This is a genomic window from Variovorax saccharolyticus, assembly GCF_030316765.1.
GTDB classification, from domain to species: domain Bacteria; phylum Pseudomonadota; class Gammaproteobacteria; order Burkholderiales; family Burkholderiaceae_C; genus Variovorax; species Variovorax saccharolyticus.
Genome location: NZ_JASZYT010000006.1, coordinates 314,997 through 340,163, shown reverse-complemented (window position 1 = coordinate 340,163; position 25,167 = coordinate 314,997). Strand labels below are relative to the sequence as shown.

Annotated in this window: 24 protein-coding genes; 11 read left to right on the top strand and 13 right to left on the bottom strand. The window is 68.4% G+C overall.

Annotated elements, in window-relative coordinates:
* Window positions 1–15 precede the first annotated feature (15 nt).
* Both QTI45_RS20125 and QTI45_RS20120 read left to right on the top strand, forming a co-directional pair.
* Entirely contained in the window at window positions 16–324 is a 309-nt protein-coding gene (locus tag QTI45_RS20125; RefSeq protein ID WP_286371762.1) for a DUF485 domain-containing protein, read from the top strand.
* Entirely contained in the window at window positions 321–2,045 is a 1,725-nt protein-coding gene (locus tag QTI45_RS20120) for a cation acetate symporter (RefSeq protein ID WP_286371761.1), read from the top strand. Before QTI45_RS20125 ends, QTI45_RS20120 begins: the two co-directional genes overlap by 4 nt.
* 2 nt (window positions 2,046–2,047) lie before the next feature.
* Here QTI45_RS20120 and QTI45_RS20115 read toward each other — a convergent pair whose 3' ends face one another.
* Both QTI45_RS20115 and QTI45_RS20110 read right to left on the bottom strand, forming a co-directional pair.
* Complete coding sequence (locus QTI45_RS20115; protein WP_286655640.1) at window positions 2,048–2,677, bottom strand: 3'-5' exonuclease; 630 nt, start codon at window positions 2,675–2,677, stop codon at window positions 2,048–2,050.
* The gene (locus QTI45_RS20110; protein WP_286655639.1) at window positions 2,674–4,515 is read right to left on the bottom strand and encodes a putative nucleotidyltransferase substrate binding domain-containing protein; all 1,842 of its coding nucleotides are present in this window, start codon (window positions 4,513–4,515) and stop codon (window positions 2,674–2,676) included. Before QTI45_RS20110 ends, QTI45_RS20115 begins: the two co-directional genes overlap by 4 nt.
* Before the next feature lie 384 nt (window positions 4,516–4,899).
* On the opposite strand from QTI45_RS20110, the gene QTI45_RS20105 reads away from it, so the two are divergent.
* Window positions 4,900–5,751 (top strand): bestrophin-like domain, encoded by an 852-nt coding sequence (locus QTI45_RS20105; RefSeq protein WP_286655638.1) that lies wholly within the window; start codon window positions 4,900–4,902, stop codon window positions 5,749–5,751.
* On the opposite strand, the gene QTI45_RS20100 is transcribed toward QTI45_RS20105, so the two are convergent.
* From QTI45_RS20100 to QTI45_RS20070, 7 genes are all read right to left on the bottom strand, one after another.
* On the bottom strand, window positions 5,729–6,403 hold the full coding sequence (locus QTI45_RS20100) for a TetR family transcriptional regulator C-terminal domain-containing protein (RefSeq protein WP_286655637.1): 675 nt from the start codon (window positions 6,401–6,403) through the stop codon (window positions 5,729–5,731). The two genes, QTI45_RS20105 and QTI45_RS20100, sit on opposite strands and share 23 nt — an antisense overlap.
* 34 nt (window positions 6,404–6,437) lie before the next feature.
* On the bottom strand, window positions 6,438–7,406 hold the full coding sequence (locus QTI45_RS20095) for a PDR/VanB family oxidoreductase (protein WP_286655636.1): 969 nt from the start codon (window positions 7,404–7,406) through the stop codon (window positions 6,438–6,440).
* Window positions 7,407–7,416: 10 nt separating this feature from the next.
* The gene (locus QTI45_RS20090; protein ID WP_286655635.1) at window positions 7,417–8,436 is read right to left on the bottom strand and encodes an ABC transporter substrate-binding protein; all 1,020 of its coding nucleotides are present in this window, start codon (window positions 8,434–8,436) and stop codon (window positions 7,417–7,419) included.
* A 124-nt stretch (window positions 8,437–8,560) separates the two neighbouring features.
* Window positions 8,561–9,952: an FAD-binding oxidoreductase gene (locus tag QTI45_RS20085; RefSeq protein WP_286655634.1), complete on the bottom strand. Its 1,392-nt coding sequence runs from the start codon at window positions 9,950–9,952 to the stop codon at window positions 8,561–8,563.
* Window positions 9,949–10,830: an ABC transporter permease gene (locus tag QTI45_RS20080; protein ID WP_286371753.1), complete on the bottom strand. Its 882-nt coding sequence runs from the start codon at window positions 10,828–10,830 to the stop codon at window positions 9,949–9,951. Before QTI45_RS20080 ends, QTI45_RS20085 begins: the two co-directional genes overlap by 4 nt.
* Entirely contained in the window at window positions 10,808–11,608 is an 801-nt protein-coding gene (locus QTI45_RS20075) for an ABC transporter ATP-binding protein (RefSeq protein ID WP_286655633.1), read from the bottom strand. Before QTI45_RS20075 ends, QTI45_RS20080 begins: the two co-directional genes overlap by 23 nt.
* Before the next feature lie 2 nt (window positions 11,609–11,610).
* On the bottom strand, window positions 11,611–12,432 hold the full coding sequence (locus QTI45_RS20070; RefSeq protein WP_286371751.1) for a creatininase family protein: 822 nt from the start codon (window positions 12,430–12,432) through the stop codon (window positions 11,611–11,613).
* 260 nt (window positions 12,433–12,692) lie between these two features.
* Here QTI45_RS20070 and QTI45_RS20065 point away from each other — a divergent pair, with 260 nt between their 5' ends.
* The 6 genes from QTI45_RS20065 to QTI45_RS20040 are packed head-to-tail and all read left to right on the top strand — an operon-like array spanning window position 12,693 to window position 17,807.
* Window positions 12,693–13,208, top strand: coding sequence for a DUF1269 domain-containing protein (locus QTI45_RS20065; RefSeq protein ID WP_286655632.1), 516 nt, complete (start codon window positions 12,693–12,695; stop codon window positions 13,206–13,208).
* A 47-nt stretch (window positions 13,209–13,255) separates the two neighbouring features.
* On the top strand, window positions 13,256–14,404 hold the full coding sequence (locus tag QTI45_RS20060; protein WP_286371749.1) for a cytochrome c oxidase subunit II: 1,149 nt from the start codon (window positions 13,256–13,258) through the stop codon (window positions 14,402–14,404).
* Window positions 14,401–16,158, top strand: coding sequence for a cytochrome c oxidase subunit I (gene ctaD, locus QTI45_RS20055; protein WP_286655631.1), 1,758 nt, complete (start codon window positions 14,401–14,403; stop codon window positions 16,156–16,158). Before QTI45_RS20060 ends, ctaD begins: the two co-directional genes overlap by 4 nt.
* On the top strand, window positions 16,155–16,775 hold the full coding sequence (locus QTI45_RS20050) for a cytochrome c oxidase subunit 3 (RefSeq protein WP_286655630.1): 621 nt from the start codon (window positions 16,155–16,157) through the stop codon (window positions 16,773–16,775). The genes ctaD and QTI45_RS20050 overlap by 4 nt, the downstream gene beginning before the upstream one ends.
* 10 nt (window positions 16,776–16,785) lie before the next feature.
* A complete protein-coding gene (locus QTI45_RS20045; protein ID WP_286655629.1) occupies window positions 16,786–17,484 on the top strand; it encodes a heme-copper oxidase subunit III family protein in 699 nt (232 codons plus the stop codon).
* A gap of 8 nt (window positions 17,485–17,492) precedes the next feature.
* Window positions 17,493–17,807, top strand: coding sequence for a cytochrome C oxidase subunit IV family protein (locus tag QTI45_RS20040; protein WP_286655628.1), 315 nt, complete (start codon window positions 17,493–17,495; stop codon window positions 17,805–17,807).
* 33 nt (window positions 17,808–17,840) lie between these two features.
* On the opposite strand, the gene QTI45_RS20035 is transcribed toward QTI45_RS20040, so the two are convergent.
* From QTI45_RS20035 to QTI45_RS20020, 4 genes are all read right to left on the bottom strand, one after another.
* Window positions 17,841–18,257, bottom strand: coding sequence for a putative toxin-antitoxin system toxin component, PIN family (locus QTI45_RS20035; protein WP_286655627.1), 417 nt, complete (start codon window positions 18,255–18,257; stop codon window positions 17,841–17,843).
* Window positions 18,254–18,511 carry a hypothetical protein gene (locus tag QTI45_RS20030; RefSeq protein WP_286655626.1) on the bottom strand — a complete coding sequence of 86 codons (258 nt, stop codon included), beginning with the start codon at window positions 18,509–18,511 and terminating at the stop codon, window positions 18,254–18,256. Before QTI45_RS20030 ends, QTI45_RS20035 begins: the two co-directional genes overlap by 4 nt.
* Before the next feature lie 97 nt (window positions 18,512–18,608).
* Window positions 18,609–20,234 (bottom strand): MFS transporter, encoded by a 1,626-nt coding sequence (locus tag QTI45_RS20025; protein ID WP_286371744.1) that lies wholly within the window; start codon window positions 20,232–20,234, stop codon window positions 18,609–18,611.
* Between the two features lie 6 nt (window positions 20,235–20,240).
* Complete coding sequence (locus QTI45_RS20020; protein ID WP_286655625.1) at window positions 20,241–20,759, bottom strand: Lrp/AsnC family transcriptional regulator; 519 nt, start codon at window positions 20,757–20,759, stop codon at window positions 20,241–20,243.
* Between the two features lie 171 nt (window positions 20,760–20,930).
* On the opposite strand from QTI45_RS20020, the gene QTI45_RS20015 reads away from it, so the two are divergent.
* Together QTI45_RS20015 and yajC are read left to right on the top strand one after the other, a co-directional pair.
* Window positions 20,931–24,536 carry an indolepyruvate ferredoxin oxidoreductase family protein gene (locus tag QTI45_RS20015; RefSeq protein ID WP_286655624.1) on the top strand — a complete coding sequence of 1,202 codons (3,606 nt, stop codon included), beginning with the start codon at window positions 20,931–20,933 and terminating at the stop codon, window positions 24,534–24,536.
* A 278-nt stretch (window positions 24,537–24,814) separates the two neighbouring features.
* A complete protein-coding gene (gene yajC, locus QTI45_RS20010; protein WP_286371741.1) occupies window positions 24,815–25,144 on the top strand; it encodes a preprotein translocase subunit YajC in 330 nt (109 codons plus the stop codon).
* The last annotated feature ends 23 nt before the right edge of the window (window positions 25,145–25,167 follow it).

The window sequence follows — 25,167 nt, the reverse complement described above, 5'->3', positions numbered from 1 at the left end:
TCCAGGAGACGAATCATGAGCGACCCCGTGGTGGACAAGATCCAGTCCAATCCCAAGTACCTCGAGCTGCGACGCAAGCGAAACCGCTTCGGCTGGTGGCTCACCGCGTTGATGATGCTGGTGTACTACGGCTACATCGCACTGATCGCGTTCAACAAGCCATTTCTGGCGCAGCCGATCGGCGGCGGCGTGACCACCATCGGCATCCCGATCGGCCTCGGCGTGATCGTCTTCACCATCCTGATCACGGCCTTCTACATTCGCCGCGCCAACGGCGAGTTCGACCGGCTCACGGCCGAGATCATCCGCGAGGCCACGCGATGAAAGCGCGTCACCTCGCCCTGGCGGCGCTGCTGGGCGGCGCCTCTACCCTCGCCGCGGCGGCCGGCGCCGATGTCGGCCAGGCCGCCAAGCAGCCGACCAACTGGATCGCGATCGCGATGTTCTCGGGCTTCGTGCTGCTGACCTTGTGGATCACCAAGTGGGCCGCCTCGAAGACCAAGTCGGCGGCCGACTTCTACACCGCGGGCGGCGGCATCACCGGCTTCCAGAACGGCCTGGCGATCGCCGGCGACTACATGTCGGCGGCCTCGTTCCTCGGCATCTCGGCTGCGGTGATGGCCACCGGCTACGACGGCCTGATCTATTCGATCGGCTTCCTGGTCGGCTGGCCGGTGATCACCTTCCTGATGGCCGAGCGGCTGCGCAATCTCGGCAAGTTCACCTTCGCCGATGTCGCCGGCTACCGCTTCCGGCCCGGCCCGATCCGCGCCTTCGCGGCCTCGGGCACGCTGGTGGTGGTGGCCTTCTACCTGATCGCGCAGATGGTGGGCGCGGGCCAGCTGATCAAGCTGCTGTTCGGGCTCGACTACTGGATGGCGGTGGTGATCGTCGGCGCGCTGATGATGGTCTACGTGCTGTTCGGCGGCATGACGGCGACCACCTGGGTGCAGATCATCAAGGCGGTGCTGCTGCTGGCCGGCGTGAGCTTCATGGCGCTGATGGTGATGGCGGCCTTCAACTTCAGCCCCGAGGCGCTGTTCGCCAGGTCGGTCGAGGTGCGCACGCAGATCGCGGCCAACGGCGGCAAGAGCCCGGCCGAGGCTGCGGCCATCGGCTTGGGCATCATGGGCCCGGGCGGCTTCGTGAAGGACCCGATCTCGGCGATCTCGTTCGGCATCGCGCTGATGTTCGGCACCGCCGGGCTGCCGCACATCCTGATGCGCTTCTTCACGGTGCCCGATGCCAAGCAGGCCCGCAAGTCGGTGTTCTGGGCCACCACCTGGATCGGCTACTTCTACCTGCTGATCTTCATCATCGGCTTCGGCGCCATCACGCTGGTGCTGACCAATCCCGAGTTCGCCGACGTCGCCACCGGCACCATCAAGGGCGGCGGCGGCGCGGCCAACATGGCGGCGGTGCTGGTGGCCAAGTCGGTCGGCGGCAATGTCTTCTATGGCTTCATCTCGGCGGTGGCCTTCGCGACCATCCTGGCGGTGGTGGCGGGGCTCACGCTGTCGGGTGCCTCGGCGGTGTCGCACGACCTCTATGCGACGCTGATCAAGAAGGGCAAGGCCGACAGCCGTGCCGAGCTCAAGGTGTCGCGCATCACCACCTTGACGCTGGGCGTGGTGGCGGTGCTGCTGGGCATCGCCTTCGAGAAGCAGAACATCGCCTTCATGGTGTCGCTGGCCTTCGCGGTGGCGGCCTCGGCCAATTTCCCGGTGCTGTTCATGTCGGTGCTCTGGAAGGATTGCACGACGCGCGGAGCGGTCGTCGGCGGCTCGCTCGGCCTGGTGTCGTCGGTGGCGTTGACCATCGTCTCGCCCTCGGTCTGGGAAGCCACGCTGGGTCATCCGGCCGGCTCGGCCTGGTTCCCCTATGCCTCGCCGGCGCTGTTCTCGATGACGCTGGCGTTCGTCGGCATCTGGCTGTTCTCGATCACCGACCGCAGCCGTCAGGCGCAGCAGGAGCGGGCCGCCTTCCCGGCGCAGCAGGTGCGCTCGGAGACCGGGCTGGGAGCCTCGGGCGCATCGGGACACTGATTTCAGTCCAGTGCGCGCAGCTTGACGAAGGCGAGCGCCGCCATCACCGCATCGTCCAGCGCATCGTGCGCGGGGCGCTGCGGCAGGTCCAGCGCCGTCATGATGGCGGCGAAGCGCAGGTCGATGTCGCCGTTGCGAAGATGCGGCGAGCGGCGCCGGTTGACGTGGTCGTAGTAGAGCGCCGAGACCTCGATCTTCGGTTGCGGAAGCCCCAGGCCCAGCATCGGGAACAGGACGCGGTCGATCATCGCGACGTCGAACTCGAGGTAGTAGCCGACCAGCGGCCGGCTGCCGATGAAGTGCAGCAGGGACTGCACCGCGGCCTCGGCCGCCAGGCCCTGCGAAAGATCGCGCTCGCGCAACTGGTGCACGCGCACGCTGCCGGTCGCGACGCTGCGGCGCTCGGGCCGCACCAGCAGCTCGAGCCGCTCGCTGCACATCACGCGGTTGCCGCGGATGCGCACCGCGGCGATCGCCACGATCTCGTCGCGCCGCGGATCGAGCCCGGTGGTTTCGCAGTCGAGCGCCACCCACTCGTCGGCCGGCGGCGGGTCCCACATGAAGGCAAAGCGCGGATCGGCCAGGTGCTGCAGCTGCCACCCGCGCTTGAGGGCCGAGAGCCAGCGGGTCACAGCGCGTCCAGCCGGAAACTCATGCGCAGCATGCGGCGCAAGCGCTTGACCACCTCGAGCGTGTCCTTGAGCAGGTCGCGCTCGAGGCTGCTCATGCGGGCCGGGTCGACCTGGCCCGTCACCTCGTGGCCCGCTTCCTGTTCTTCCAGGCCGGCCTTGAGCCGCAGGCCCATGAAGAAGTAGAGGCTCTCCAGCACATCGGTCGCCAGTCCGCGCTCGATGTGGCCGTCGGCGGCCAGGGCCTCCAGGCGGGCTGCGGTGGAACTGGCGCCGAGGCCGGCGCGCAGGGCCAGGCTGCGCACGCCATGCACGATAGGGAACAGCCCCTGCTTCTTGATGTCGAAGCGCTGGCCGGGCTGCTCGCCGAGGCTCAGCAGGCGCTGCCACCAGCGCGGATCTTCGGCGAAGGCGTCGATCGCCGCGGCGAAGCGCGCCAGCATGGCGTCGTTGTCGGTCGCCAGCGAGAACAGCCGGGCCCGCACGCCGGCCAGCAGCGCGGCATCGCCGCACACCGCATGGGCGTCGAGGAAGATCGCCAGCGCCATCAGCTGCTCGCCGTCGGCCTGCAGCAGCCACTGGCAGGCGCGCTCGGCGAACTCGGCTTGGCTGCCGCGCCACTGCGGGTTCGAGACCATGATGCCGCCGGGACACTCGGGCCAGCCGAAATCGATCAGCGCGCGCGTCAGGCGGGCGCAGAGCGCATCGAGATCGGCCGGCGGCGCATAGCCGTCGCGCAGCAGCAGGCCGTTGTCCTGGTCGGTCTTCTGCAGTTGCTCGCCGCGGCCCTCGCTGCCCATCACGAACAGGCAGCTGTTGGCGACCAGTTCGGGCGGCGCGATCAGCTCCCAGGCACGCTGGAACAGCTGGGCGTTGAGCGCCTGCACCAGCGCGGCGATCTGGCCGACCCGGGTGCCGCCGCCGTGCAGCAGGCCGACCAGCTGCGTGACGTGGCGGCTGGCCCGGGCCAGGGCTTCGAGGTCCTGGGCCTCGGCGATCTCGCGGTTGATCAGGTAGGAGTGGTTGGAGAGGAAGCTGAACAGGTCGAGCGCCTCCAGCACGCCCAGGATGTCCGCGCCGCCGTCGCCGGCCACAACGACCACGCGGTGCACCTTGTGCCGCACCATGACGGTCAGCGCGTCGCCCACCGGGTCGGTCGCCGCGACAGTGATCAGCCCGAAGCTGCTGACCTCGCGCACCGGCAGCCGGTCGAGCGGCGTGCCGTGCAGCACCGCGCGCTGCAGCGCCGTGACGGTGAAGATGCCCAGGCGCGGTGTGGGTCCGGACAGATCTCGCACCAGCACGTTGGTGCTGCGCTCGGCCTGCAGGAGCCGCACCGCCGAGAGCACGTCGCAATCAGCATCGACGAAGCGCGGCGCCCGGATCGGAATCGCATCGACACGGGCCAGTGCCAGCGACTGCAGTTCGTGCTCCCCGCGGCGCCCCGCGATCGCGGCCAGCTTGTTCGACAGGTCGGAGAACAGCAGGGCGCCGAAGGTCGCGTTGCGCGCGATCAGCTCGTTCACCGCCTCGCGCGCGAGCTGGTAGGCGAGCACCTCCTCGGCGGCGACGAAGCGGCCGCTGACCTGCCCGGCCACCAGGCTCCGGCCGTCGAAGGTGTCGTGCGGGCCGAAGCTGGCGACTGGCTCGCTGTCGCCCGGCGCGAACTGACGCACGAAGCCCTTGATCACGACGAACAGGTGGGTCGGCGCCATGCCGGCCTCGAGGATCGCTTCGCCCTCGCGAAAGTAGGCGATGTCGACCTGGGCGCGCACCCGCTCGCGCTCCTCGGCCGTGAGGCAGTCAAAGGGCGAATGCTCGAAATCGAAAGAGCTCGGCATGGCCGATGATCGAACAAAGCCTGCCGCGGCACCACCCTGTGGCGTCAAGCTTTCGCGCGGAGCGTGCCAGTCGGCCCTTTCGTTGAATTTCGCACACTTGGGCCGGTCGACGCGCGGGGCTGCCCGGCAGGCGTTCGTATACTCCGGCGCTCCTTGCGGGCGGAACCCCGAATCGCCCCGCGCGGCGCGCGCGGCACCGATCTCCCGGGATCGGTTCGCCATGCTGCCGATCCTGCGCGGCAGCCTCCGTCCCCATCCACAACCCTCGCGGTGGCGTGAAGCGCATGCCTTGTGTGCGCGTCCGTCGGCTGCGTCCGCCTGACATGGCCGGAGCGGCCGGATCGTCCGCGCGCCGCGCGGCCTTCGCAATTTCCTGATCTTCGTATGTTCCCGACTGAACTCAAGACCTTCGGTGCTTCCCTTGCCCAGGCGCTCGACGGCATCACCGCCGCGTCGCTGGCGCTCTTTCTGAGCTGTTTCTGCCTCTTGTGGCTGTCGACCCAGTTCGGTGCGCGGATTCTGGGCAGGAGGACGCCGGCCGGCGCGGAAGGCGGAGAGGATTTCCGGATGATCCTCGGGGCCACGCTGTCGCTGCTCGGCCTCATCATCGGCTTCACGCTGTCCATGGCCATCAGCGGTTTCAACAGCCGCCAGGCCGGCGAGGAGGCCGAGGCCGGGGCCATCCGCACCGCTTACCTGCGCGCCGACCTGCTGCCCCAGGCCGAGGGAGAACATCTGCGCAGCATGCTGTCGGCCTACCTGGGCGAGCGTCTCCGCTTCTACGAGAGCGCGGACCCTCGCGCCTACGCCGAAAGCCGCCGTGCCGCGCAGGAACTGCAGGACGATCTGTGGACGGCGACCAGCGCGGCCGCCGTCGCGCAGAAGAATCCGATCACGTCGCTGGTGGTCGCCGGCGTGAACGAGGTACTGAGCGCGCAGCAGAAAACCTACGCCGGCTGGCGCGCCCAGATTCCGCTGGCGGCCTGGCTGCTGCTGACCACGATCGCGGTGTTCTGCAACGCCCTCGTGGGCTACAACGCCCGTCACCTGCGGCGCAGGGCGGGGCTGTTCCTGGTGCTGCCGATGACGATCTCGCTGTCGTTCCTGGTGATCTCCGAAATCGACGTGCCCGGGCGCGGCATCATCCGCGTCAAGCCGGTCAACCTCCACTACGTGTCCGAGGTCACGTCGGCACGCGCCGCCGTCCTTGCTCCTATCGAACCCCCGCGCCCTTGAGCATGAACTCCGTCACCTGCTCGATCAGGTAGCGGCGGTCCTTGTCGTCGCTTTCGGCGACCTTCCTGAACATCGCCACCTGCATCGCGTGGTCGGCATAGAACTGGGTCACGGCCCACAGGTGGAAGAGGAACAGCATCGGGTCCACCGGGTCCATCAGGCCCTGGTCGATCCAGTTCTGGATCACCGCCGCGGCCTGGTCGGTGCGCTCCTGGCTGTGGCTCATCATCGAGCGCAGCACCGGCGCGCCGCGCATCATCTCGGCCGTGAAGATCCGCGAGCGCAGCGGGTGCTCGAACGAGAACATCATCTTGCGCCGGATCAGGTCGCCGAGCACCTTGCGCGGGCCGAAGGCCTCGTCGCTGAAGCCGAAGACGCCGATCCAGTCGTCGATGATGCCCTGCAGCACCTGGCGGTACAGCGCCTCCTTGCTCTCGATGTAGTAGTGCAGCTGCGCCTTCGACAGGCCGGCCTTGTCGGCAATCGCCTGGGTCGAGGCGCCGGCCAGGCCTTCGCTCGCGAACACCTCGACCGCGGCCCGGTGGATCACGGCCTGCAGCTGCGTGTACTTGCGCGCCCGGCCGCGCGTGGCGGGCGCGTCGAGCACCTCGTCCAACGCGTTCGGCGTGTCGCTGTTCGCTTCGGGAGTCATCGTTGCATGGTGCCAGAGTGGCCGCCCGGGCGGCTCAGAGGTCGATCACCAGTTCCTCGCCACGGGCCCGCGAACAGCACAGCGCCACCTTGCGGACACGCTCGCTGCCGGTCAGGCAGAAATCGCGATGCTCCGCGCCCTCGCCTTCGCCGCCGACCACGCAGGTGCCGCACAGGCCCTGCTCGCAGGACACCGGGATGTCGATGCCGACCGCATGCAGCGCATCGACCGCGCTCTGGTCGGCGGCGACCGGCACGCGGATGCCGCGCTGCGCGAGGCGCAGCACGAAGGGCTTGCCCGGGGCGCCCGCCGCATCGGCGGGGGCCGCGAAGTATTCGGTGTGGATCGCATCCTCGGGCCAGTGCGCGGCGGCGCTGCGCACCGCCTGCATGAAGCCGCCCGGGCCGCACACATAGAGCTGGGTGCCAGCCGCGCGCACTGCGAGCAGATCGCGCAGGTCGATCTTCTGGGCGGCGGTGCCGGCATCGAAGTGCAGCCGGACATGGGGCGCCAGCAGCGGCTCGCGCAGCGCTTCGGCGAAGGCCAGATGCTCCTCGCTGCGCACGAAGACGCAGAGCGTGAAATCGGCCCCCGCGCGCGCCAGCGCCTGCGCCATCGCGAGCAGCGGCGTCATGCCGACGCCGCCGGCCAGCAGCAGGTGGCGACGCGCCTCGCTGCGGATCGGAAAGCTGTTGCGGGGCGCGCTGATCGGCAGCAGGTCGCCGACGAGGACGCGGCCGTGCATCGAGGCCGAGCCGCCTCGGCTCGCGGCCTCGCGCTTGACGCCGATCAGGTAGCGCGAGGCGTCGACGCCTTCCGCGCCGGCATCGCTGGCCAGCGAATACTGGCGCGAGAAGCCGCCCGGCATGTGGACGTCGATGTGGGCGCCGGCCTGGTAGCCCGGCAGCGCGCGGCCGGCCGGATGCACCAGCTCGAAGGAGAGGATCTCCGGCGTCTGGCGCGCGATACGCGCCACCCGCACGGTGAGATTGCGCTCGGTCATCGCCGGATCGTCACTTCGCGGCGGCCTTGCGGATCTCCACGCCGGCGCCCTTGTTGACGAACTGCGTGGTGTAGGCGTCGCGATAGTCGAAATCGGTGGGCTTGTAGAGGCCAGCCGCGACCGTCTTGTCGTAGAAGTCCTTCATGCGCTCGTCGCTCATCGCGCCGATGCCCTTGGTGGTCGCATCGCCGACGTCGATGTGGGCGCGCAGGATCGGGATCGATTTCTCGATGTAGTCGTCGCTGATGTCCGGGTTGATCTTCTTGATCAGGTCGTCGGCCGCCTTGCGGTCGCCGTAGAGGTAGTTGGCGTAGCCGATGTTGGTCGCCTCGACAAAACGGCGGACCACGTCCGGCTTGGTCTTGACCAGGTCCTGGCGGGTCTCGATGACCATGCCGTAGGTCGACCATCCGGCGTCAGCCAGCGACAGCACCACCGGCTTGAAGCCGGCCTGCTTCTCGACCGCCAGCGGCTCCGAGGTGGCGTAAGCCTGCTGCACCGCCTGCTTGTCGGCCAGGAACTGCGACAGGCTGTAGTTGTAGGGGCGCACCTGCTCGTCGCGCATGCCGTAGGCCTTCTTCATCCATTGCCAGTAGCTGATCTGGCCGTCCTTGGCGAGCAGCACGGTCTTGGCCTTGGCGAGGTCGGCGAACTTGTCGAAGCCCTGGCCCGGGTGGGCGATGATGGCCTGCGGGTCTTTCTGGAAGTAGGCCGCCACCACCACGGTCGGCACCTTCTGCTTGATGTTGTCGAAGGCCATCAGCATGTTGCCGGTCATGAGGAAGTCGATCTTGCCGGCCGGCAGCATCGGCCGGTTGTTGACCTGCGGGCCGCCCTGCTGGATGTCGACCTCGAGCCCGTACTTCTTGTAGGTGCCGTCGGCCAGCGCCTGGTAGAAGCCGCCGTGGCCGGGCTGGGCGCGCCAGTTGGTGGCGATGGTCACCTTGTCTTGCGCGATGGCCGCCAGGGCGGTGCCGGCGAGCAGGCTGGCCAGCAGGGTGCGGGCGATGAAGCGGGATTCGAGTCGCATCGTGGTTCCTTCGGTTGTGTCTCTGTTGATCGGTTGCGGAATCAGGCCGGCGCCGGGCCGCCCCAAGGCGGCCTGCGGCCCCCTCGGGGGGCAGCGACCCACACGCAGTGGGGGAGCGTGGGGGCTAGCATTCCAGCGCCATGTCGGGGTGCCAGCCGCGCGTCTTGCCTGGGTTCATGAGGCCCATCGGGTCGCTGCGCTTCTTGAAGTCGATCTGCTGCGTGTCGATGGTCTTCATGCCGCCGTCCTCGATGGTCACGACATGCGGGTTGAAGACCTGGCAGCCGTCCTGCGATTCGAGCTCGCGAATCACCTCGTACTGGTGGGCTTCGCCCTTCCAGCGCACCAGCAGGATCGAGAAGGTGCCGTACTCGCCGCCGGCGCGCGCGAACTCGTGGTGCTGCAGCACGTCGTCGCCGAAGACCGCGATGTGGCGATCGACCACCGCGGGGTCGAAGGGCTGCGCATAGGCCACCTGCAGGTAGGTCCAGCTGCGGTCGACCTTGAGCGCCTGCAGCGTCGTGTGGTTGTAGGCGCATTCGTAGGCCGGCGGCAGGCCGGCGGCCTGCAGTTCGGCCTCGGTGCCGGCGAGCGAGACCGTGCCGCCGTGCGCCGCCACCAGTGCGCGGAAGGCCGGCATCGAGTCCGGCGCGACCATCGCGAACATCGCATGGCGATCGGGCGGGAAGTGGTCGCCGAGGTTCGCGTAGTAGGGCGAGAAGCGGGCGTCGACCGCCGACAGCAGGAAAAGTTCGAGCGCGGGCGTGCTCGCCGCCACGCCGAAATCGAGCACGCGCCGGTAGCTGTCGAACAGCGCGATGCAGTGCACCCACTCGACCGCCGGGCTCAGCGCCACCTCGACCTCGGTCAGGATGCCGTTGGTGCCGTAGGCGTGGTGCACCTGCTGGATCTCGTCGCCGTGCAGCTCGATCACGCGCGGCTCGCGCTCGACCGTCATGATGCGCGCCCGCAGCAGGTTGCCCGGGTCGCGCAGGATGCCGTGGCGGATCGAGCCGATGCCGCCGAAGCCGCCGGCGATGAAGCCGCCGATCGAGGCCACGTGCCAGGTCGAGGGCCACATGCGCAGCGCCTGGCCGGTCTCGGCCACCGCAAGCTCGATGTCGTGCATGCGCGCGCCGGCCTGCACCCGCACGCGGCCGTCGCCGATCTCCAGCACGCGACTCATCGGCGTGACGTCGAGCACCAGGCCGCCTTCGAGCGGCACGCACTGGCCGTAGTTGCCGGTGCCGCCGGCGCGCACCGTGAGCGGCAGCTTCCACTTGGCGGCCACGGCGGCGGCCTGGCGGACGTCGTCCTCGGTCGAGACCTTGACCACCAGGTCGGCCACGCAGCCGGCGAGCCGCTCGGTGAGGATCGGGCTGTACCAGTAGAAGTCCTTCGACAGCTGCTTGCGCTGGTTTGGCGACTCGATCACGTTCAAGCCGTGCAGGTCGCGTTTCACGGCCTCCCAGTCGACGGCAGCCGGCCGCGCCGGTGGTTTCAGCACGGCGCTCATCTTTCCCTCCTCATCTCGCTCTCGTGCCAGTGGCCGAGCACCGCCCGCGACAGTGCGGCGAAGACGATGAAGATCACGATGCCCAGCAGGGACACCAGCAGCAGTGCCGCGAACATCATCGGGATCTCGGTGCGGAAGCTCGATTCGAGGATGCGCGAGGCCAGCCCGGTCTCGCGGCCCGCGGTGCCGGCCGTGAACTCGGCCACCACCGCGCCGACCAGGCTCAGGCCGCCGGCGATCTTCAGGCCGGCCATGAAGTAGGGCAGCGCGCTGGGCGCCAGCAGGTAGCGGAAGGTCTGCCAGGGCGAGGCCTTGTAGAGCTGGAACAGGTCGCGCAGGTTGCTGTCGGCGCTCTTCAGGCCGATCACGGTGTTCGACAGGATCGGGAAGAAGGCCACGATCCAGGCGCACAGCAGCAGCGCCGCGGTGGTGCTCGACACGTAGATCAGGATCAGCGGCGCAATCGCGATGATCGGCGTCACCTGCAGGATCACGGCGATCGGAAAGAGGCCGATCTCGACCCACTTGAAGAGCGCGAAGGCGATCGCCAGCAGCACGCCGCCGACGATCGCCGCGGCCAGCGAGAGCAGCGTGAGCTTGACCGTGAACCACAGGGCGCTCGAGAGCGTCTCCCAGTTGTCGACCAGCGTCGTGAGGATCAGCGAGGGCGCCGGGATGATGTAGTGCGGCACGTTGTTGACGCGCACCAGAACCTCCCACAGCAGCAGCAGTCCGACCACCACCGCGATCGGCACCGCGGTGCGCAGCAGCGATTCGCGCCGCCGCAGCCGCTCGTCGCGCCGCTGCAGGTCGGCTGCCGAGGGCGCATCGCCGAGTGCGGCCAGCGCCGGGTTGTCAGTGATCGATGTCGACGCCATGGAGGGCTCCGTGCAGGGATTGCGACACCGCGGTGCAGTGCGCGTTGTAGCGGGTGGAGGTGCGGAAGGCTTCGCCGCGCGGGTAGGGCTCGTCGATGCGGATCTCGTCGACCACGCGGCCCGGCCGCGGCGCCATCACGACGATGCGGTTCGACAGGTAGACCGACTCGTAGACGCTGTGGGTGACGAAGATCACCGAGAAGCGGTGTTCGCGCCAGATCGCCAGCAGGTCGTTGTTGAGCTTGATGCGGGTCATCTCGTCGAGCGCCGCGAAGGGCTCGTCCATCAGCAGCAGCCGCGGCCGCGTGACCAGCGCGCGGGCGATCGACACCCGCATCTTCATGCCGCCCGAGAGCTCGCGCGGATAGACGTCGGCGAAGCGCGAGAGGCCGACCATCTCGAGCACCTGCGCGACCACCGGTGCCGCCGCGTCGCGGCTCATGCCGGCCAGCTTGAGCGGCAGCCAGACGTTGTCGAAGACCTTGGCCCAGGGCATCAGCGTGGGCTCCTGGAACACGAAGCCGAGCTCGCGGTCGCTGCTCGACGTGCCGCTGCCGGCGCGCGACCAGGCCAGTTCGCCCGAACTGGCGCGCGTCAGGCCGGCGATCAGCCTGAGCGCCGTGCTCTTGCCGCAGCCCGAGGGGCCGAGGAAGCTGATGAAGTCGTGCTCGCCGCAGTCCAGCGACATGCCCTGCAATGCCAGCGTGCCGTTGGCGAAGCGCTTGCTGACCTGGCGCAGGCTGACCAGCGGCGAGGCGGATGGCGTGGCGTCGGCCATGCTCAGCTCCACGCCGGTTCGTTGGCCAGCCGCTCGATCGGGAAGCGGTGGACTTCCTGCAGCAGCTGCACGAAGTTGCGCCCGACGTGGTCGAGCACGGCCGCGCCCTTGGCAGCCGTGGCCCGCGTGGCGTCGCCCGCCGCACCGGCCGGATTGATGTCGTGCATCTGCCAGCCGAGCTTGCCGGTCGGCGTGATCGAGAGAAAGCGGTTCTCCTGCGCCAGGTCTTCGGTCAGCGAGTGGAAGTTGCGGAAGTTCTCTGGCCGCACATGGTCGGGCGTCAGGTGCAGCATCACCGAGCTCTCGAGGTCGCCGGCATGCACCCCGTGCTTGCCTTCGTGGGCCGTGAAGAGCCCTTCGGGCAGGCCCAGCGTGTACCAGTTGGCCGCCACCACCATCATCTGGTGCGACTCGCGCAGGTCGCGCGCGACGATGTCCATGATCGACATCTGGCCGCCGTGGCTGTTGTAGAGCACCAGCTTGCGCACGCCCGCGCGGGCGACGCAGGCGCCGATGTCGGTCCACTGGGCGATCAAGGTCGAGGCCGACACGGTGAGCGTGCCGGGGTAGCGCGAATGCTCGTTGCTCTTGCCGTAGGCCACCGTGGGCAGGAACAGCACCGGCAGGTCGTCCGGCAGGTGCGGGAGGGTCGCGCGCACCATGCCGTCGATGGTCGCGGTGTCGGTCGACATCGGCAGGTGGGGGCCGTGCTGCTCGGTGGCGCCGACCGGCAGCACCGCGATCAGGTTGGCGCGGTCCAGGCGGGAGAATTCTTCGCTGGTCAGGTCGGACCAGTAGCGGCTGCGCGGGCGGGCGGATGGCATGAAGGGCGCTCCTGCATCGTGAAGGAAGCTAAATTATCCATTCGGTAAAAAAAGACGAGCTATCGTTTACCCGAGAAAAGCAACGGGACTTTGCAACAAGCCGCAAGCGACAACTGAAATCAGAGCATTCGGTCAAATGACTGCGTCTGGGGCGCTCCCGGGCCGAAGGGCGGCGCGGCGCCCACTTGATAACGCTTCCCCATGGGCCTATAAGTCATCCATGGTTCCTTGACCCGTCGCCTGACGAAAAGGAGGGTGCCATGAAGAGACGCATCTACTGGCTGATGCCGGACCTGGCGAGCGCCAGGCGAGCCATGCACGATCTGCGGCAGGCCCGCGTCGACGTCGCGCACATCCACTTCGCCGGCCCGGAGGGCATGGACATGACCGGCCTCCACGCGGCGAACGTGTGGCAGACCTCGGATGTCGTCCATGCCGCCAAGACCGGGTGGCTGCTCGGCACCGCCTGCGGCATCGCCGCCGGCCTCGTGGCGGCGCTGGTGTTCCCGCTCTTCGGCGAAGGCCCCGAATGGGAGTTTGCGGCGCTGGTCGGCGTGCTGGGCGGCGCGGTCGGCGCCTGGTCGGCCAGCATGGTCGGCATATCGATCCCGAGTCCGCGGCTGCAGCGCTTCGAGGGCGCGATCGCAGAAGGCCAGATCCTGCTCATGGTGGACCTGCCGGCCGCGCGCGTGCGGGAGGTCGAGGACATGCTGCAGACCGCCCATCCCGAGGCCCGTTTCGAGGGCGAGGAAGGGCAGATCCCGGCGTTCCGCTGAAGCGGGCGGGCGGGGCTGGACGCCGATGAGGAGCCGGGGACACGCACATGATCATGGCGGCCGCCCTGTTGCTCATCGTGATCGGCTCGCTGCTGTTTCACGTCTTCAACCCGTGGTGGACCACGCCGCTGGCGTCGAACTGGCAGCCGATGGACGACACGCTGACGATCACGCTGGTGATCACCGGCGCCTTCTTCGTCGCCATCAATCTGTTCATGGTCTACACGCTGCTCCGCTTCCGCCACACGGAAGGTCGCCGGGCACCGGCGCAGCCCGAGAGCAAGCGGCTGGAGCGCTGGCTGATCGGCGGCACCACGATCGGCATCATGGCGCTGCTGGCCCCCGGCCTGGTGGTCTACGCGAACTACGTGAGGGAGCCGCACGATTCCCTGGTGCTCGAGGTCGTGAGCCAGCAATGGCAATGGCGCTTCCGTTTCCCGGGCCCTGACGGCCGGCTGGGTGCGACGGATGCCCGCTTCGTCAGTGCCGGCAATCCGTTCGGGCTCGACCCCGCCGACCCGGCCGGGCAGGACGACCTGCTGGTCGGCGCCGACGAGGTGCATCTGCCGCTCGGCAAGCCGGTGCTGGTGCTGATGCGTTCGCACGACGTGCTGCACGACTTCTTCGTGCCATCGTTCCGCGCCCGCATGAACACGGTGCCGGGGCAGGTCAGCCGCTTCTGGTTCACGCCGACGGTGGCCGGACGCTACGAGGCGCTCTGCGCGCAGCTCTGCGGCGTCGGCCATCCCAACATGCGCGGCTTCGTGGTGGTGGAGGACGCCGCGGTCTTCAAGGCCTGGCAGGCGGCGCTGCCCACCTTCGCCGACACCCAGGTCAAGCTGGCCGCCCCGGCCGGCGGCGGTGCCGGCTCCCGGGTCGAGCAGGGCCGCGCGCTGGCCGACGCGAAGGGCTGCGCGGCCTGCCACACGATCGACGGCAGCCCGCGCGTCGGGCCGACCTGGAAGGGGCTCTACGGCAAGACCGAAACCATGGCGGACGGCTCGACCGCGCTGGTCGACGAAAGCTATCTGCGCGCCTTCATCCGCGACCCGAAGGCCCGCCGCGTCAAGGGCTTCGCGCCCGTGATGCCGCAGATCGAGCTGAGCGAAGAAGAGCTGGCGGCGCTGGTGGCCTATATCCAGAGCCTGGGCAGCCCGCCGGCGCAGGCCTCGACCGGACAGGGGGGCCAGCGATGAAGCCCGCAACCAAGGCCTTCCTCACGCACTACGTCTGGAGCCAGGACCACAAGGTGATCGCTATCCAGTACGCCTGCACCGCCATCGCGGTGGGCGTCGTGGGCCTGGTGCTGTCCAACCTGATGCGGCTGCAGCTCGGCTTCCCCGGGCAGTTCGAGTTCATCAACCCCGAGCGCTACTACCAGTTCGTGACCATGCACGGGATGATCATGGTGATCTACCTGCTCACGGCGCTGTTCCTCGGCGGCTTCGGCAACTACATGATTCCGCTCATGGTCGGCGCGCGGGACATGGTCTTTCCCTACCTCAACATGCTGAGCTTCTGGGTCTACCTGCTGTCGGTGGTGGTCCTGATGGCGAGCTTCTTCGTCGAGGGCGGACCTACCGGCGCGGGCTGGACGCTGTATCCGCCGCAGTCGATCCTGCCCGGCACGCCGGGCCACTCGGGCGGCATCGTGCTGATGCTGGTGTCGCTGGTGATCTTCATCGTGGCGACCACGATGGGCGGCCTCAACTACGTGACGACCGTGCTCCAGGCCCGCTGCGAAGGCATGACCTTGCTGCGCATGCCGCTGACCGTCTGGGGCATTTTCGTGGCCACCATCCTCGCGCTGCTGGGCTTTCCGGCGCTGTTCGTCAGCGGAGTGATGCTGCTGATGGACCGGACGCTCGGCACCAGCTTCTTCATGCCGGCGCTGGTGTCGATGGGGCAGGTGACGAGCTACAAGGGCGGCAGCCCGCTGCTGTTCCAGCACCTGTTCTGGTTCTTCGGCCATCCCGAGGTCTACATCGTGGCGCTGCCCGCCTTCGGCATCGTGTCCGACCTGATCAGCGTGCACGCGCGCAAGAGCATCTTCGGCTACCGCATGATGGTCTGGGCCATCGTGGCGATCGGCGGACTCAGCGTGGTGGTCTGGGCGCACCACATGTTCGTGAGCGGCATGAACCCGTACTTCGGCTTCTTCTTCGCGACCACCACGCTGATCATCGCCGTGCCCACCGCCATCAAGGTCTACAACTGGCTCCTGACCCTGTGGCGCGGCGACATACACCTGTCGGTGCCGATGCTGTTCGCACTGGCCTTCGTCTGCACCTTCGCGATCGGCGGGCTGACCGGGCTGTTCCTGGGCAACGTGAGCGTCGACATCCCGCTGTCGGGCACCTACTTCGTGGTCGCGCACTTCCACATGGTGATGGGCGTGGCGCCGCTGCTGGTCGTGTTCGGCGGCATCTACCACTGGTTCCCCAAGGTCACCGGCCGCATGCTCGACGACCGCCTCGGCCATTGGCATTTCTGGATCACCTTCCTCGGCACCTACGCGATCTATTTCCCGATGCACTACCTCGGCGTGCTGGGCATGCCGCGGCGCTACTACAACTTCGACGGCTACGCCTTCATCCCGCCGTCGGCATTCAGCCTCAATGCCTTCATCACGGTGGTCGCGCTGATCGTCGGCGTGGGCCAGGCCCTCTTCATCGTCAACCTCGCATGGAGTGCCTGGCGCGGCAGGCCCGCGGATGCCAATCCGTGGCGTGCCGCTTCGCTCGAATGGCAGACGCCCGAGACGCCCCCGGGCCATGGCAACTGGGGGCCGCAGCTGCCGGTGGTCTTCCGCTGGGCCTACGCCTACGGCGTGCCGGGCGCGAAGGAGGACTTCATCCCGCAGAATGCGCCGCCCGAGGCCGGCGGCCTGGAACCCGAGGCCCATGGCGACCCGGGCGACGCGGGCGAAACCCGAGGTGCTCCGGCATGACGGCGTCGCTCGTCCTGGCCGGCGCCGACCGCAGCAGCCCGCGGCGCGATGCGCGCGCCAGCGCGGCCAGCATCGGCCTGTGGGTCTTCATGGGCGTCGCCACCGCCTTGTTCTCGCTCTTCATCACGGCCTACGTGATGCGCATGAACAGCAGCGACGCCGTGAGCCTCGCCCTGCCCTGGCAGCTGTGGCTCAGCACCTCGCTGCTGGTCGCCGGCAGCGTGGCGCTGGAACAGGCACGCCGCGCCGCGCGCGCCGCCGACTCGTCGCGGGCCCGCCGGCTGCTGTGGGCCGGAGGCCTGTTCGCGCTGATGTTCCTGGGCGCGCAGCTGTGGGCCTGGCAAGCCTTGTGGAGCGCGCAGGTGATGCCGGCCGGCAATCCGGCAGGAAGCTTCTTCTATCTGCTGACCGCGATGCACGGGCTTCATCTCGCCGGCGGCCTGGCCGCCTGGGCGTGGATCGCGCGCGCCGTCCGGCGCCGGCCTGCCGAGGCCGCTTGGCGGATCGCGCTCTGTGGCCGCTACTGGCATTTCATGCTGGCGGTGTGGCTCGTGTTGTTCGCGCTGCTCGCCTGGGTCACGCCGGAGGTGGCGCGCTTCATCTGCGGCACGGCTTGAGGAGGCATCCATGCACAGCGCTTCCATCGCGGCACCCCCACCCTTGCAAGGCATCGGCCTGGACGGCTGGCGCGGCCTGATCGCCGACTGGTCTTCCGACCGCCAGGCCTTCCACGTCTCGTGGGGCAAGGCGATGATGTGGATCTTCCTGCTGAGCGACACCTTCGTCTTCAGCTGCTTCCTCACCGGCTACATGACGGTGCGCGTGTCGACCACCGCGTCGTGGCCCAATCCGAGCGAGGTGTTCGCGCTCCATGTGGGCGGGGCCGACATTCCGCTGCTGCTGATCGCGATCATGACCTTCGTGCTCATCAGCAGCAGCGGCACCATGGCGATGGCCGTCAACTTCGCTTACCGGCACGACCGCGTGAACGCCGCCACGCTGATGCTCGTGACCGCCACCTGCGGCGAGATCTTCGTCGGAATGCAGGCCTTCGAGTGGTCCAAGCTGATCATCGAGGAGGGCGTGCGGCCCTGGGGCAATCCGATGGGAGCGGCGCAGTTCGGCTCGGCCTTCTTCATGATCACCGGCTTCCACGGACTGCACGTCACGGGCGGCGTGATCTTCCTGTTCATCGTGGCCTTCAAGCTGATCCGCGGCGACTACGACCGCAGCGGCAACTACCAGATCGTCGAGATCGCCGGCCTGTACTGGCACTTCGTCGATCTCGTGTGGGTGTTCATCTTCGCGCTGTTCTATCTGTGGTGAGGTCGATCATGAATCCGGGCACCGGCCAGCAACATCCGATCAGCCTCTACCTCAAGATCTGGGGGCTGCTGTTCGTGCTCAGCACGCTGTCGTACCTGGTCGACTACTTCCACTTCCAGGGCTTGCTGCGCTGGGGCCTGATCATCGTCTTCATGCTGCTGAAGGCAGGGCTGATCGTGGCGGTCTTCATGCACATGGCCTGGGAGCGGATGGCGCTGGTCTACGCAATCTTGCTGCCGCCGCTGTGCCTGCTGGTGCTGGTCGGGCTGATGTTCGCGGAGGCCGGGCACACGCTGCTGACGCGGCTGCTGTTCTTCCACTGAACAGTTGCTGAATGTACCCTCTCTCAGGGCCCGTCAGCGCGGGATTCGGTCAACTGCATCCCGGACGGTCACGATGGCGACTCCGTCGTGACTGCCCATGCTCAGCAGGTGTCGGTCGCCACTGACGATCAAGTCGGCCCGGCCGGCGACGGCTGCGGCGATGATGTGGTCGTCGTCCGGGTCATCCGGCACTGCGCGCGGAGTGGCCAGCGGCGAGACGACGATAGCCAGTTCGCCATACAGGTCGATGGCCTGCTCGACCGAAGAGCGCTGCTGCTGCAGGCGCAGGGCGAGGTGTTCACGTCCGAGCACGTCCCGCAGTTCGGCCAGCAACGCTGGAGATGCGTACAACTCGATATCGCCTTCAGTGGCCGCTCGGATCAACTTGTAGGGCTCACCGCCCCAGATCAGTGCCGAGACGATGACGTTGGTGTCCAGGACGAGCTTCACTGAGAATGCGGTGGCCTGGTTTGGGCTGCGCGCCGTTCGGCGCGCGCGGCTTGGATCTCGCCGTCGATCTCTTCCTCGGTCATGGGTTCGATGCCGGCCGAATGCAGGCGCTCGGCCACCTGCATCAGCCTGCGGCCGGCTTGGCGACGCATGGCGTCTTCGAGCAGCCGCTGAATGGCGTCGTCGGACAGCAAGCCTTCGCTGCGCGCCCGCTGCGCCAGTGCGTCCGGGAGATTGATTTGAACGGTGGCCATGTAGAGGCTCCTTGCCGGGAATTGCGTGGTTCGGTTCTCCGGTTGTACCGTAGGTTTCGCTTCCGGACCATTCGCAGCCTTTTTCGACCTGCGAAATTCAGCGGTGAACGATATAGCGCGTCACGACCGGCAGCGTCTCGCCCTTGTGGAAGGCCAGCCGCCGCTCGCGCAGCGCCATGTCGGCCGCGGTCGCGCGGTGGAAGCGGCGCAGGTGCTCGGTCCATGACTCGTCGACGATCTGCTCCAGGTAGCGGCCGGGCTCGGCGATGTCGTGCAGCAGCTCCCAGCCGATCGCGCCCTGGCTCAGCCGCGCGCGCCGGGTCTCGTGCATCACGAGGTGGAAGGCGGCGGCGCGCGCCGGATCGATCAGGTATTCGACCGTGATCACCACCCGGCCGGCCTCGTCCGGCGCGCTGGCCGGCGGACCGGCAGCCCAGCCGTGCCGCGCCGGGCTGGTGTCGTCGTCCTCGCCTGCGCCGTCGGTCACGTAGCGCAGCGCCAGCCCCATGCCCAGCACGCCGGTGACCGCTGCGATCCCCAGGCTGATGTAGATCGAGCTGAGTTCCGCCACCTGTCCCCAGAGCGCCGCGCCGAGGGCGCTGGCGCCCATGATCGCCATCTGGTACATCGACATGCCGCGTGCGCGCACCCAGTCGGGCAGCGCCAGCTGCGCCGACACCGACAGCGAATTGGCGACCGTGATCCAGGCCATGCCGCCGAGGAACATCGCGGGCACCGCCACCCAGGCATTCGGCGCGACCGCCATGACGGCGGTGGCACCCGACTGCAGCAGCATGCCGCGCAGCACCAGCTGGTCGCGCACCAGCGCCTGGCGCAGCCGCGGCAGGAACAGCACCGCCACGATCGCGCCCGACCCCATCGCTGCCAGCAGCAGCGTGAAGGTGCCGGCACCGCCGCCCTTGAGGTTGCGCGCCAGCAGCGGCAGCAGCGCCAGCAGGGCGGTCGAATGCAGGAAGAAGATCGAGATTCGCGCCAGCACCGCGCGCATGCGGTGCGACTGGCGCACGAACTGCACGCCGACCCGCATCGCGCTGATCAGGCGCTCCCGGCCCAGCGGGTTGGGCGTGTGCTCGCGGCGCCAGTGCAGCACGACGAAGCCCGAGGCGACGCACAGCACCGCGTTGAACGCGAACACCCACACGGTGCCCGCGCTCGCGATCAGCGCGCCGGCAACCAGCGGGCCGATGATGCGCGAGGCGTTCATCGAGATGCCGTTGAGGCCCAGTGCGGCGGGCAGGTGGCTGCGCGGCACCAGTTCGGGCACGATGGCCGAGAACACCGGCCAGCGCAGCGCCAGGCCGATGCCATTGGCGAAGGTCAGCGCCAGCAGCAGCGGCGCGCTCATGAGGTCGAAGACCACCGCCGCGCACAGCACCACCGCCGAGCCGGCGAGCCAGAACTGGGTCGCGACCAGCCAGCGCCGGCGGTCGAGGATGTCGGCCAGCGCGCCGCTCGGCAGCCCGAGCAGGAACACCGGCAGCGTCGAGGCCGACTGCACCAGCGCGACCCAGATCGGCGAGGTGGTCAGCGAGGTCATCATCCAGGCCGCCGCGACGTCGTTCATCCACATGCAGACGTTGGCGATCAGCCAGGTGCTCCACAACATGCGGAACACCGGAATCCGGAGCGGTTCGAGGGGCCCGACGCGCGGGGCGGGCACCGGGTTGGGGGCGACGGGGTTTTCCTGGGGCGAGATCGGCATCGCGGTCTATTGTCGGCGCCCCTGCCGGCCTCCGGTTTCGGCCGGGCGCGCAGGCGCGAGGTGCGCGAGCGGCAGCGACCGGCTGGCCTTGACCTCGCCGAGCGAGAAGCTGGTGTGCAGGTCTTTCACGTTCGGCAGGTTCAGCAGGTGCTTGAGCGCGAAGCGCGAGAAGCTGTCGAGGTCCTGTGAAACCACCTGCAGCTCGAAGGTGCCGGTACCGCTGATGTAGTGGCAGGCGATCACCTCGGGCAGCTTGCGGATCGCGTCCTCGAGCGCGCGCGTCGCCTCGCCCGAGGAGCGCTCGGTGTCGACGCGCACGAAGGCCAGCACGCCGAGCCCGATCTTGTGGCGGTCGATCTCGGCGTGGTAGCCCTTGATGTAGCCGGCTTCCTCGAGCGCACGGACCCGCCGCCAGCAAGGCGCCGCCGACAGGCCCACGCGCTGCGAAAGCTCGGCGTTGGTCAGGCGGCCGTCGGCCTGCAGTTCTTGCAGGATCGCGAGGTCGAACTTGTCAATGTTTTCCATTTCATGCCATTTTAAGCAAGAGTCTTTCAAAAGGGAGGGTTCGAAAGGCAGAGAACGCAAACACCTGTCGAGGCTGCAGGCATACACTTTGCGTGATGATGGCCGAGGGGTGTCCGACCCGGATGCCTTGCACGCCACGCCCACAAGGCCCAGCCACTGGAGACAGACACGATGAACGCCCCGCTTCCCGAGCACATCCGCCGCGCCCTCGAAACGGTCACGCTCGACGACAAGTACAGCCTCGACTACGGCCGCGCCTTCATGAGCGGCGTCCAGGCGCTGGTCAAGCTGCCGATGCTGCAGCGCCTGCGCGACCAGCAGCAGGGCAAGAACACGGCCGGCTTCATCAGCGGCTACCGCGGCTCGCCGCTGGGTGGCTACGACCAAGCGCTGTGGAAGGCCAGCAAGTTCCTGAAAGAGCAGAACATCGTCTTCCAGCCCGGCGTCAACGAGGAACTGGCCGCCACCGCGCTATGGGGCACCCAGCAGCTGGGCTTCTCGCCGGCGGGCACCAACAAGTTCGACGGCGTCTTCGGCATCTGGTACGGCAAGGGCCCGGGCGTGGACCGCTGCTCGGACGTCTTCAAGCACGCCAACATGGCCGGCACGACCGAGTTCGGCGGCGTCATCGCGGTGGCCGGCGACGACCACATCTCCAAGAGCTCGACCGCGGCGCACCAGAGCGACCACATCTTCAAGGCCTGCGGCACGCCCGTGTTCTTCCCGGCCAACGTGCAGGAAATCCTCGACCTCGGTATCCACGCCTTCGCGATGAGCCGCTTCGCCGGCATCTGGTCGGGCATGAAGACGATCCAGGAGATCGTCGAGTCGAGCGCCACCGCGATGATCGACCCTGAGCGGGTCGAGATCGTGATCCCGACCGACTTCCAGATGCCGCCCGGCGGCCTGCACATCCGCTGGCCCGACCATGCGCTCGAGCAGGAAGCGCGGCTGATGCACTACAAGTGGTACGCCGCCCTCGCCTACATCCGCGCCAACCGGCTCAACCACAACGTGATCGAGGGCCCGAACGACCGCTTCGGCATCATGGCCAGCGGCAAGGCCTTCAACGACACGCGCCAGGCCCTGATCGACCTCGGCCTCGACGACGCGGCCTGCCGCCAGCTCGGCATCCGGCTGCACAAGGTCGGGGTGGTGTGGCCGCTCGAGGCGCAGCTCACGCGCGAGTTCGCCACCGGCCTGCAGGAGATCCTGGTGGTCGAGGAAAAGCGCCAGGTCATCGAATACCAGCTCAAGGAAGAGCTCTACAACTGGCGCGGCGACGTCCGGCCCAACGTGGTCGGCAAGTTCGACGAGGGCGAGGTGCACGAGGCCGAGGGCTATTCGGGCGGCGAATGGTCGATGCCGAACCCGACCGAGCACACGCTGCTGCGCGCCAACGCCGACCTGAGCCCGGCGCTGATCGCCAAGGCGATCGCCCAGCGCCTCAGGAAGACCGGCCTGCTGGCCGCGGCCGGCGCCGACATGGCGGCCCGCATCGACGCCCAGCTGGCGATCCTCGAAGCCAAGGAGCGCGCGATGGCCGCGCCCAAGTCGCTCGGTGCCGCCGACGCCACGCGCCAGCCCTGGTTCTGCTCGGGCTGCCCGCACAACACCAGCACCGTGGTGCCCGAAGGCTCGCGGGCGATGGGCGGCATCGGCTGCCACTTCATGGCGACCTGGATGGACCGCTCGACCATCGGCTTCACGCAGATGGGCGGCGAGGGCGTGCCGTGGGTCGGCCAGCAGCCCTTCACCACCGACCAGCACATCTTCGCCAACCTCGGCGACGGCACCTACTTCCACAGCGGCCTGCTGGCGATCCGCCAGAGCATCGCGGCCGGCGTCAACATCACCTACAAGATCCTCTACAACGACGCGGTCGCCATGACCGGCGGCCAGCAGGTGGGCGAGCGGCCCGAGGGCCATTCGGTGCTGCAGATCGCCGAGAGCCTGCATGCCGAAGGCGCGGTCAGGGTGGTGGTGGTCACCGACGAGCCCGAGAAGTACGAAGGCGTCAACGTGCCGGGCGAGAACGTCAAGGTGCGCCACCGCGACGAGCTCGACGAGATCCAGCGCGAGTTCCGCGAGATCAAGGGCACCACCGCCATCATCTACGACCAGACCTGCGCCACCGAGAAGCGGCGCCGCCGCAAGCGGGGCACGGCGGTCGACCCGGCGGTGCGGGTGGTCATCAACGAGCTGGTCTGCGAAGGCTGCGGCGACTGCAGCGTCAAGAGCAACTGCCTGTCGGTGGAGCCGCTGGAGACCGAATTCGGCCGCAAGCGGACCATCAACCAGAGCACCTGCAACAAGGACATGAGCTGCCTGAAGGGCTTCTGCCCCAGCTTCGTGACGGTCGAGGGCGGCCAGCTCAAGAAGAAATCGAAGAGCAAGGGCGCCTCGCCGGCCGAACTCGGCGCGCTGCCCGACCCGGTGGTGCCGGCACTGGGCGACGGCCAGGTCTGGGGCGTGGTGGTGGCCGGCGTCGGCGGCACCGGCGTCATCACGATCGGCCAGCTGCTGGGCATGGCGGCGCACATCGAGGGCAAGGGCATCGTCACGCAGGACGCGGCCGGATTGGCGCAGAAGGGCGGCGCCACCTGGAGCCATGTGCTGATCGGCGACACCCAGGACGCGATCCGCACCACCCGCGTCGGCACCGCCGCGGCCGACCTGGTGCTGGCGGCCGATCCGCTGGTGGCGGTCAACGCCGAGACCACTGCGCGCATGCGCGAGGGCCGCACGCACGTTGCGCTCAACAGCCACAGCTCGCCGACCGCGGCCTTCGTGCGCAACGCCAACTGGGTCAATCCGCAGGACGACTGCGCCGGCGAGATCGCTCGCGTGGTGGGCGCCGGCGCGCTCGGCTCCTTCGATGCCGACGCCGCCGCGACCGCGCTCATGGGCGACAGCCTCTATGCCAACCCGATGCTGCTGGGCTTCGCGTGGCAAAAGGGCTGGGTCCCGCTCGCGCACGAATCGCTGATGCGGGCGATCGAGCTCAACGCCGTGGCCATCGACAACAACAAGGCCGCCTTCGAATGGGGCCGCCAGGCCGCCGAGCGTCCGACCGAACTGCGGCAACGCGTGCAGCCGGGCCAGGTCATCGAGTTCAAGAAGCGCGACACGGTCGAGGGCCTGGTGGCCCGCCGCGTCGACTTCCTGACCGGCTACCAGAACGCCGCCTATGCGGGCGAGTACAAGGCTTTCGTCGCCAAGGTGCAGCAGGCCGAGTCGGCGCTCGGCAAGACCGGCCTGACCGAAGCCGTGGCGCGCTACCTGTTCAAGCTGATGGCCTACAAGGACGAGTACGAAGTGGCGCGGCTGCACACCGACCGCAGCTTCCTCGACCGGGTCGAGGGCATGTTCGAGGGCGACTTCAAGCTCAACTACCACCTGGCGCCGCCGATCATCGCGAAAAAGAACGCCAAGGGCGAGCTGCAGAAGCAGAAGTTCGGCCCGGCCATGCTGACCGGCTTCAAGCTGCTGGCCCGGCTCAAGGGCCTGCGCGGCACGGCGCTCGATCCCTTTGGCCGCACCGAGGAGCGCCGCGCCGAGCGCGCTCTGATCGGCGAATACCGCGCCAGCCTCGAGGAGGTGGTCGCCGGCCTGAGTGCCGCCAACCACGCCACGGCGCTCGAAATCGCCGCCCTGCCCGAGCAGATCCGCGGCTACGGCCATGTCAAGGAGCGCAACCTGGCCGCGGCCCGGGTGCGCTGGGCCGAGTTGATGGCCAAGTGGCGCAACCCCGGGGCGGCGCGCGCCGCGGCCTGAGCCTCCACGCTCGTCACTTCGTGTACTCGCTGCCCCCCGAGGGGGGCAGTCCGCCTTGGGGCGGCCCGGCGGCGGCCTGAGCCCGGCGGGGCCTGCATAGCCCCGAAAACCCCAAGCACGGCCCCGGAATAGGGTCGTCTGCCCTCTATACAATGCCCGGTGCTGTGCGCGGCGGCCATGCCCCGCGCTGCGTGGCCGCTGGGTGCGGCCGCGGAACCGCCGGCCCCTTTTCCATCCAGGGCCGGCGCTCCTCTTCTTTCCCTCTGTTGGAGACTCCCTTGTTCATTTCTTCTGCTTTCGCCCAGACCGCGCCCGCTGCCGGTGGCGGCGACATGATGTCCTCGCTCGGCAGCATGCTGCCGCTGGTGCTGATGTTCGTGGTCCTCTACTTCGTCATGATCCGCCCGCAGATGAAGCGCCAGAAGGAAGCGCGCGCCATGATCGAAGCCCTGGCCAAGGGCGACGAGGTCGCGACCGCCGGCGGCGTGCTCGGCAAGATCACCCAGATCGGCGAGCAGTACCTGACGATCGAGATCGCCAAGGGCGTCGAAGTCCAGATCCAGCGCAGCGCCGTGGTCCAGGTCTTGCCCAAGGGCGCGATCAAGTAAGTAGTGCCACAACACGGGCGCCG

What these genes read in the sequence shown, in the direction of transcription:
- QTI45_RS20125 (WP_286371762.1), top strand. Translation starts at nt 16, where the DNA reads ATGAGCGACCCCGTGGTGGACAAGATCCAGTCCAATCCCAAGTACCTC.
- QTI45_RS20120 (WP_286371761.1), top strand. Translation starts at nt 321, where the DNA reads ATGAAAGCGCGTCACCTCGCCCTGGCGGCGCTGCTGGGCGGCGCCTCT.
- QTI45_RS20110 (WP_286655639.1), bottom strand. Translation starts at nt 4,515, where the DNA reads ATGCCGAGCTCTTTCGATTTCGAGCATTCGCCCTTTGACTGCCTCACG.
- QTI45_RS20105 (WP_286655638.1), top strand. Translation starts at nt 4,900, where the DNA reads ATGTTCCCGACTGAACTCAAGACCTTCGGTGCTTCCCTTGCCCAGGCG.
- QTI45_RS20100 (WP_286655637.1), bottom strand. Translation starts at nt 6,403, where the DNA reads ATGACTCCCGAAGCGAACAGCGACACGCCGAACGCGTTGGACGAGGTG.
- QTI45_RS20095 (WP_286655636.1), bottom strand. Translation starts at nt 7,406, where the DNA reads ATGACCGAGCGCAATCTCACCGTGCGGGTGGCGCGTATCGCGCGCCAG.
- QTI45_RS20090 (WP_286655635.1), bottom strand. Translation starts at nt 8,436, where the DNA reads ATGCGACTCGAATCCCGCTTCATCGCCCGCACCCTGCTGGCCAGCCTG.
- QTI45_RS20085 (WP_286655634.1), bottom strand. Translation starts at nt 9,952, where the DNA reads ATGAGCGCCGTGCTGAAACCACCGGCGCGGCCGGCTGCCGTCGACTGG.
- QTI45_RS20080 (WP_286371753.1), bottom strand. Translation starts at nt 10,830, where the DNA reads ATGGCGTCGACATCGATCACTGACAACCCGGCGCTGGCCGCACTCGGC.
- QTI45_RS20075 (WP_286655633.1), bottom strand. Translation starts at nt 11,608, where the DNA reads ATGGCCGACGCCACGCCATCCGCCTCGCCGCTGGTCAGCCTGCGCCAG.
- QTI45_RS20070 (WP_286371751.1), bottom strand. Translation starts at nt 12,432, where the DNA reads ATGCCATCCGCCCGCCCGCGCAGCCGCTACTGGTCCGACCTGACCAGC.
- QTI45_RS20065 (WP_286655632.1), top strand. Translation starts at nt 12,693, where the DNA reads ATGAAGAGACGCATCTACTGGCTGATGCCGGACCTGGCGAGCGCCAGG.
- QTI45_RS20060 (WP_286371749.1), top strand. Translation starts at nt 13,256, where the DNA reads ATGATCATGGCGGCCGCCCTGTTGCTCATCGTGATCGGCTCGCTGCTG.
- ctaD (WP_286655631.1), top strand. Translation starts at nt 14,401, where the DNA reads ATGAAGCCCGCAACCAAGGCCTTCCTCACGCACTACGTCTGGAGCCAG.
- QTI45_RS20050 (WP_286655630.1), top strand. Translation starts at nt 16,155, where the DNA reads ATGACGGCGTCGCTCGTCCTGGCCGGCGCCGACCGCAGCAGCCCGCGG.
- QTI45_RS20045 (WP_286655629.1), top strand. Translation starts at nt 16,786, where the DNA reads ATGCACAGCGCTTCCATCGCGGCACCCCCACCCTTGCAAGGCATCGGC.
- QTI45_RS20040 (WP_286655628.1), top strand. Translation starts at nt 17,493, where the DNA reads ATGAATCCGGGCACCGGCCAGCAACATCCGATCAGCCTCTACCTCAAG.
- QTI45_RS20030 (WP_286655626.1), bottom strand. Translation starts at nt 18,511, where the DNA reads ATGGCCACCGTTCAAATCAATCTCCCGGACGCACTGGCGCAGCGGGCG.
- QTI45_RS20025 (WP_286371744.1), bottom strand. Translation starts at nt 20,234, where the DNA reads ATGCCGATCTCGCCCCAGGAAAACCCCGTCGCCCCCAACCCGGTGCCC.
- QTI45_RS20020 (WP_286655625.1), bottom strand. Translation starts at nt 20,759, where the DNA reads ATGGAAAACATTGACAAGTTCGACCTCGCGATCCTGCAAGAACTGCAG.
- QTI45_RS20015 (WP_286655624.1), top strand. Translation starts at nt 20,931, where the DNA reads ATGAACGCCCCGCTTCCCGAGCACATCCGCCGCGCCCTCGAAACGGTC.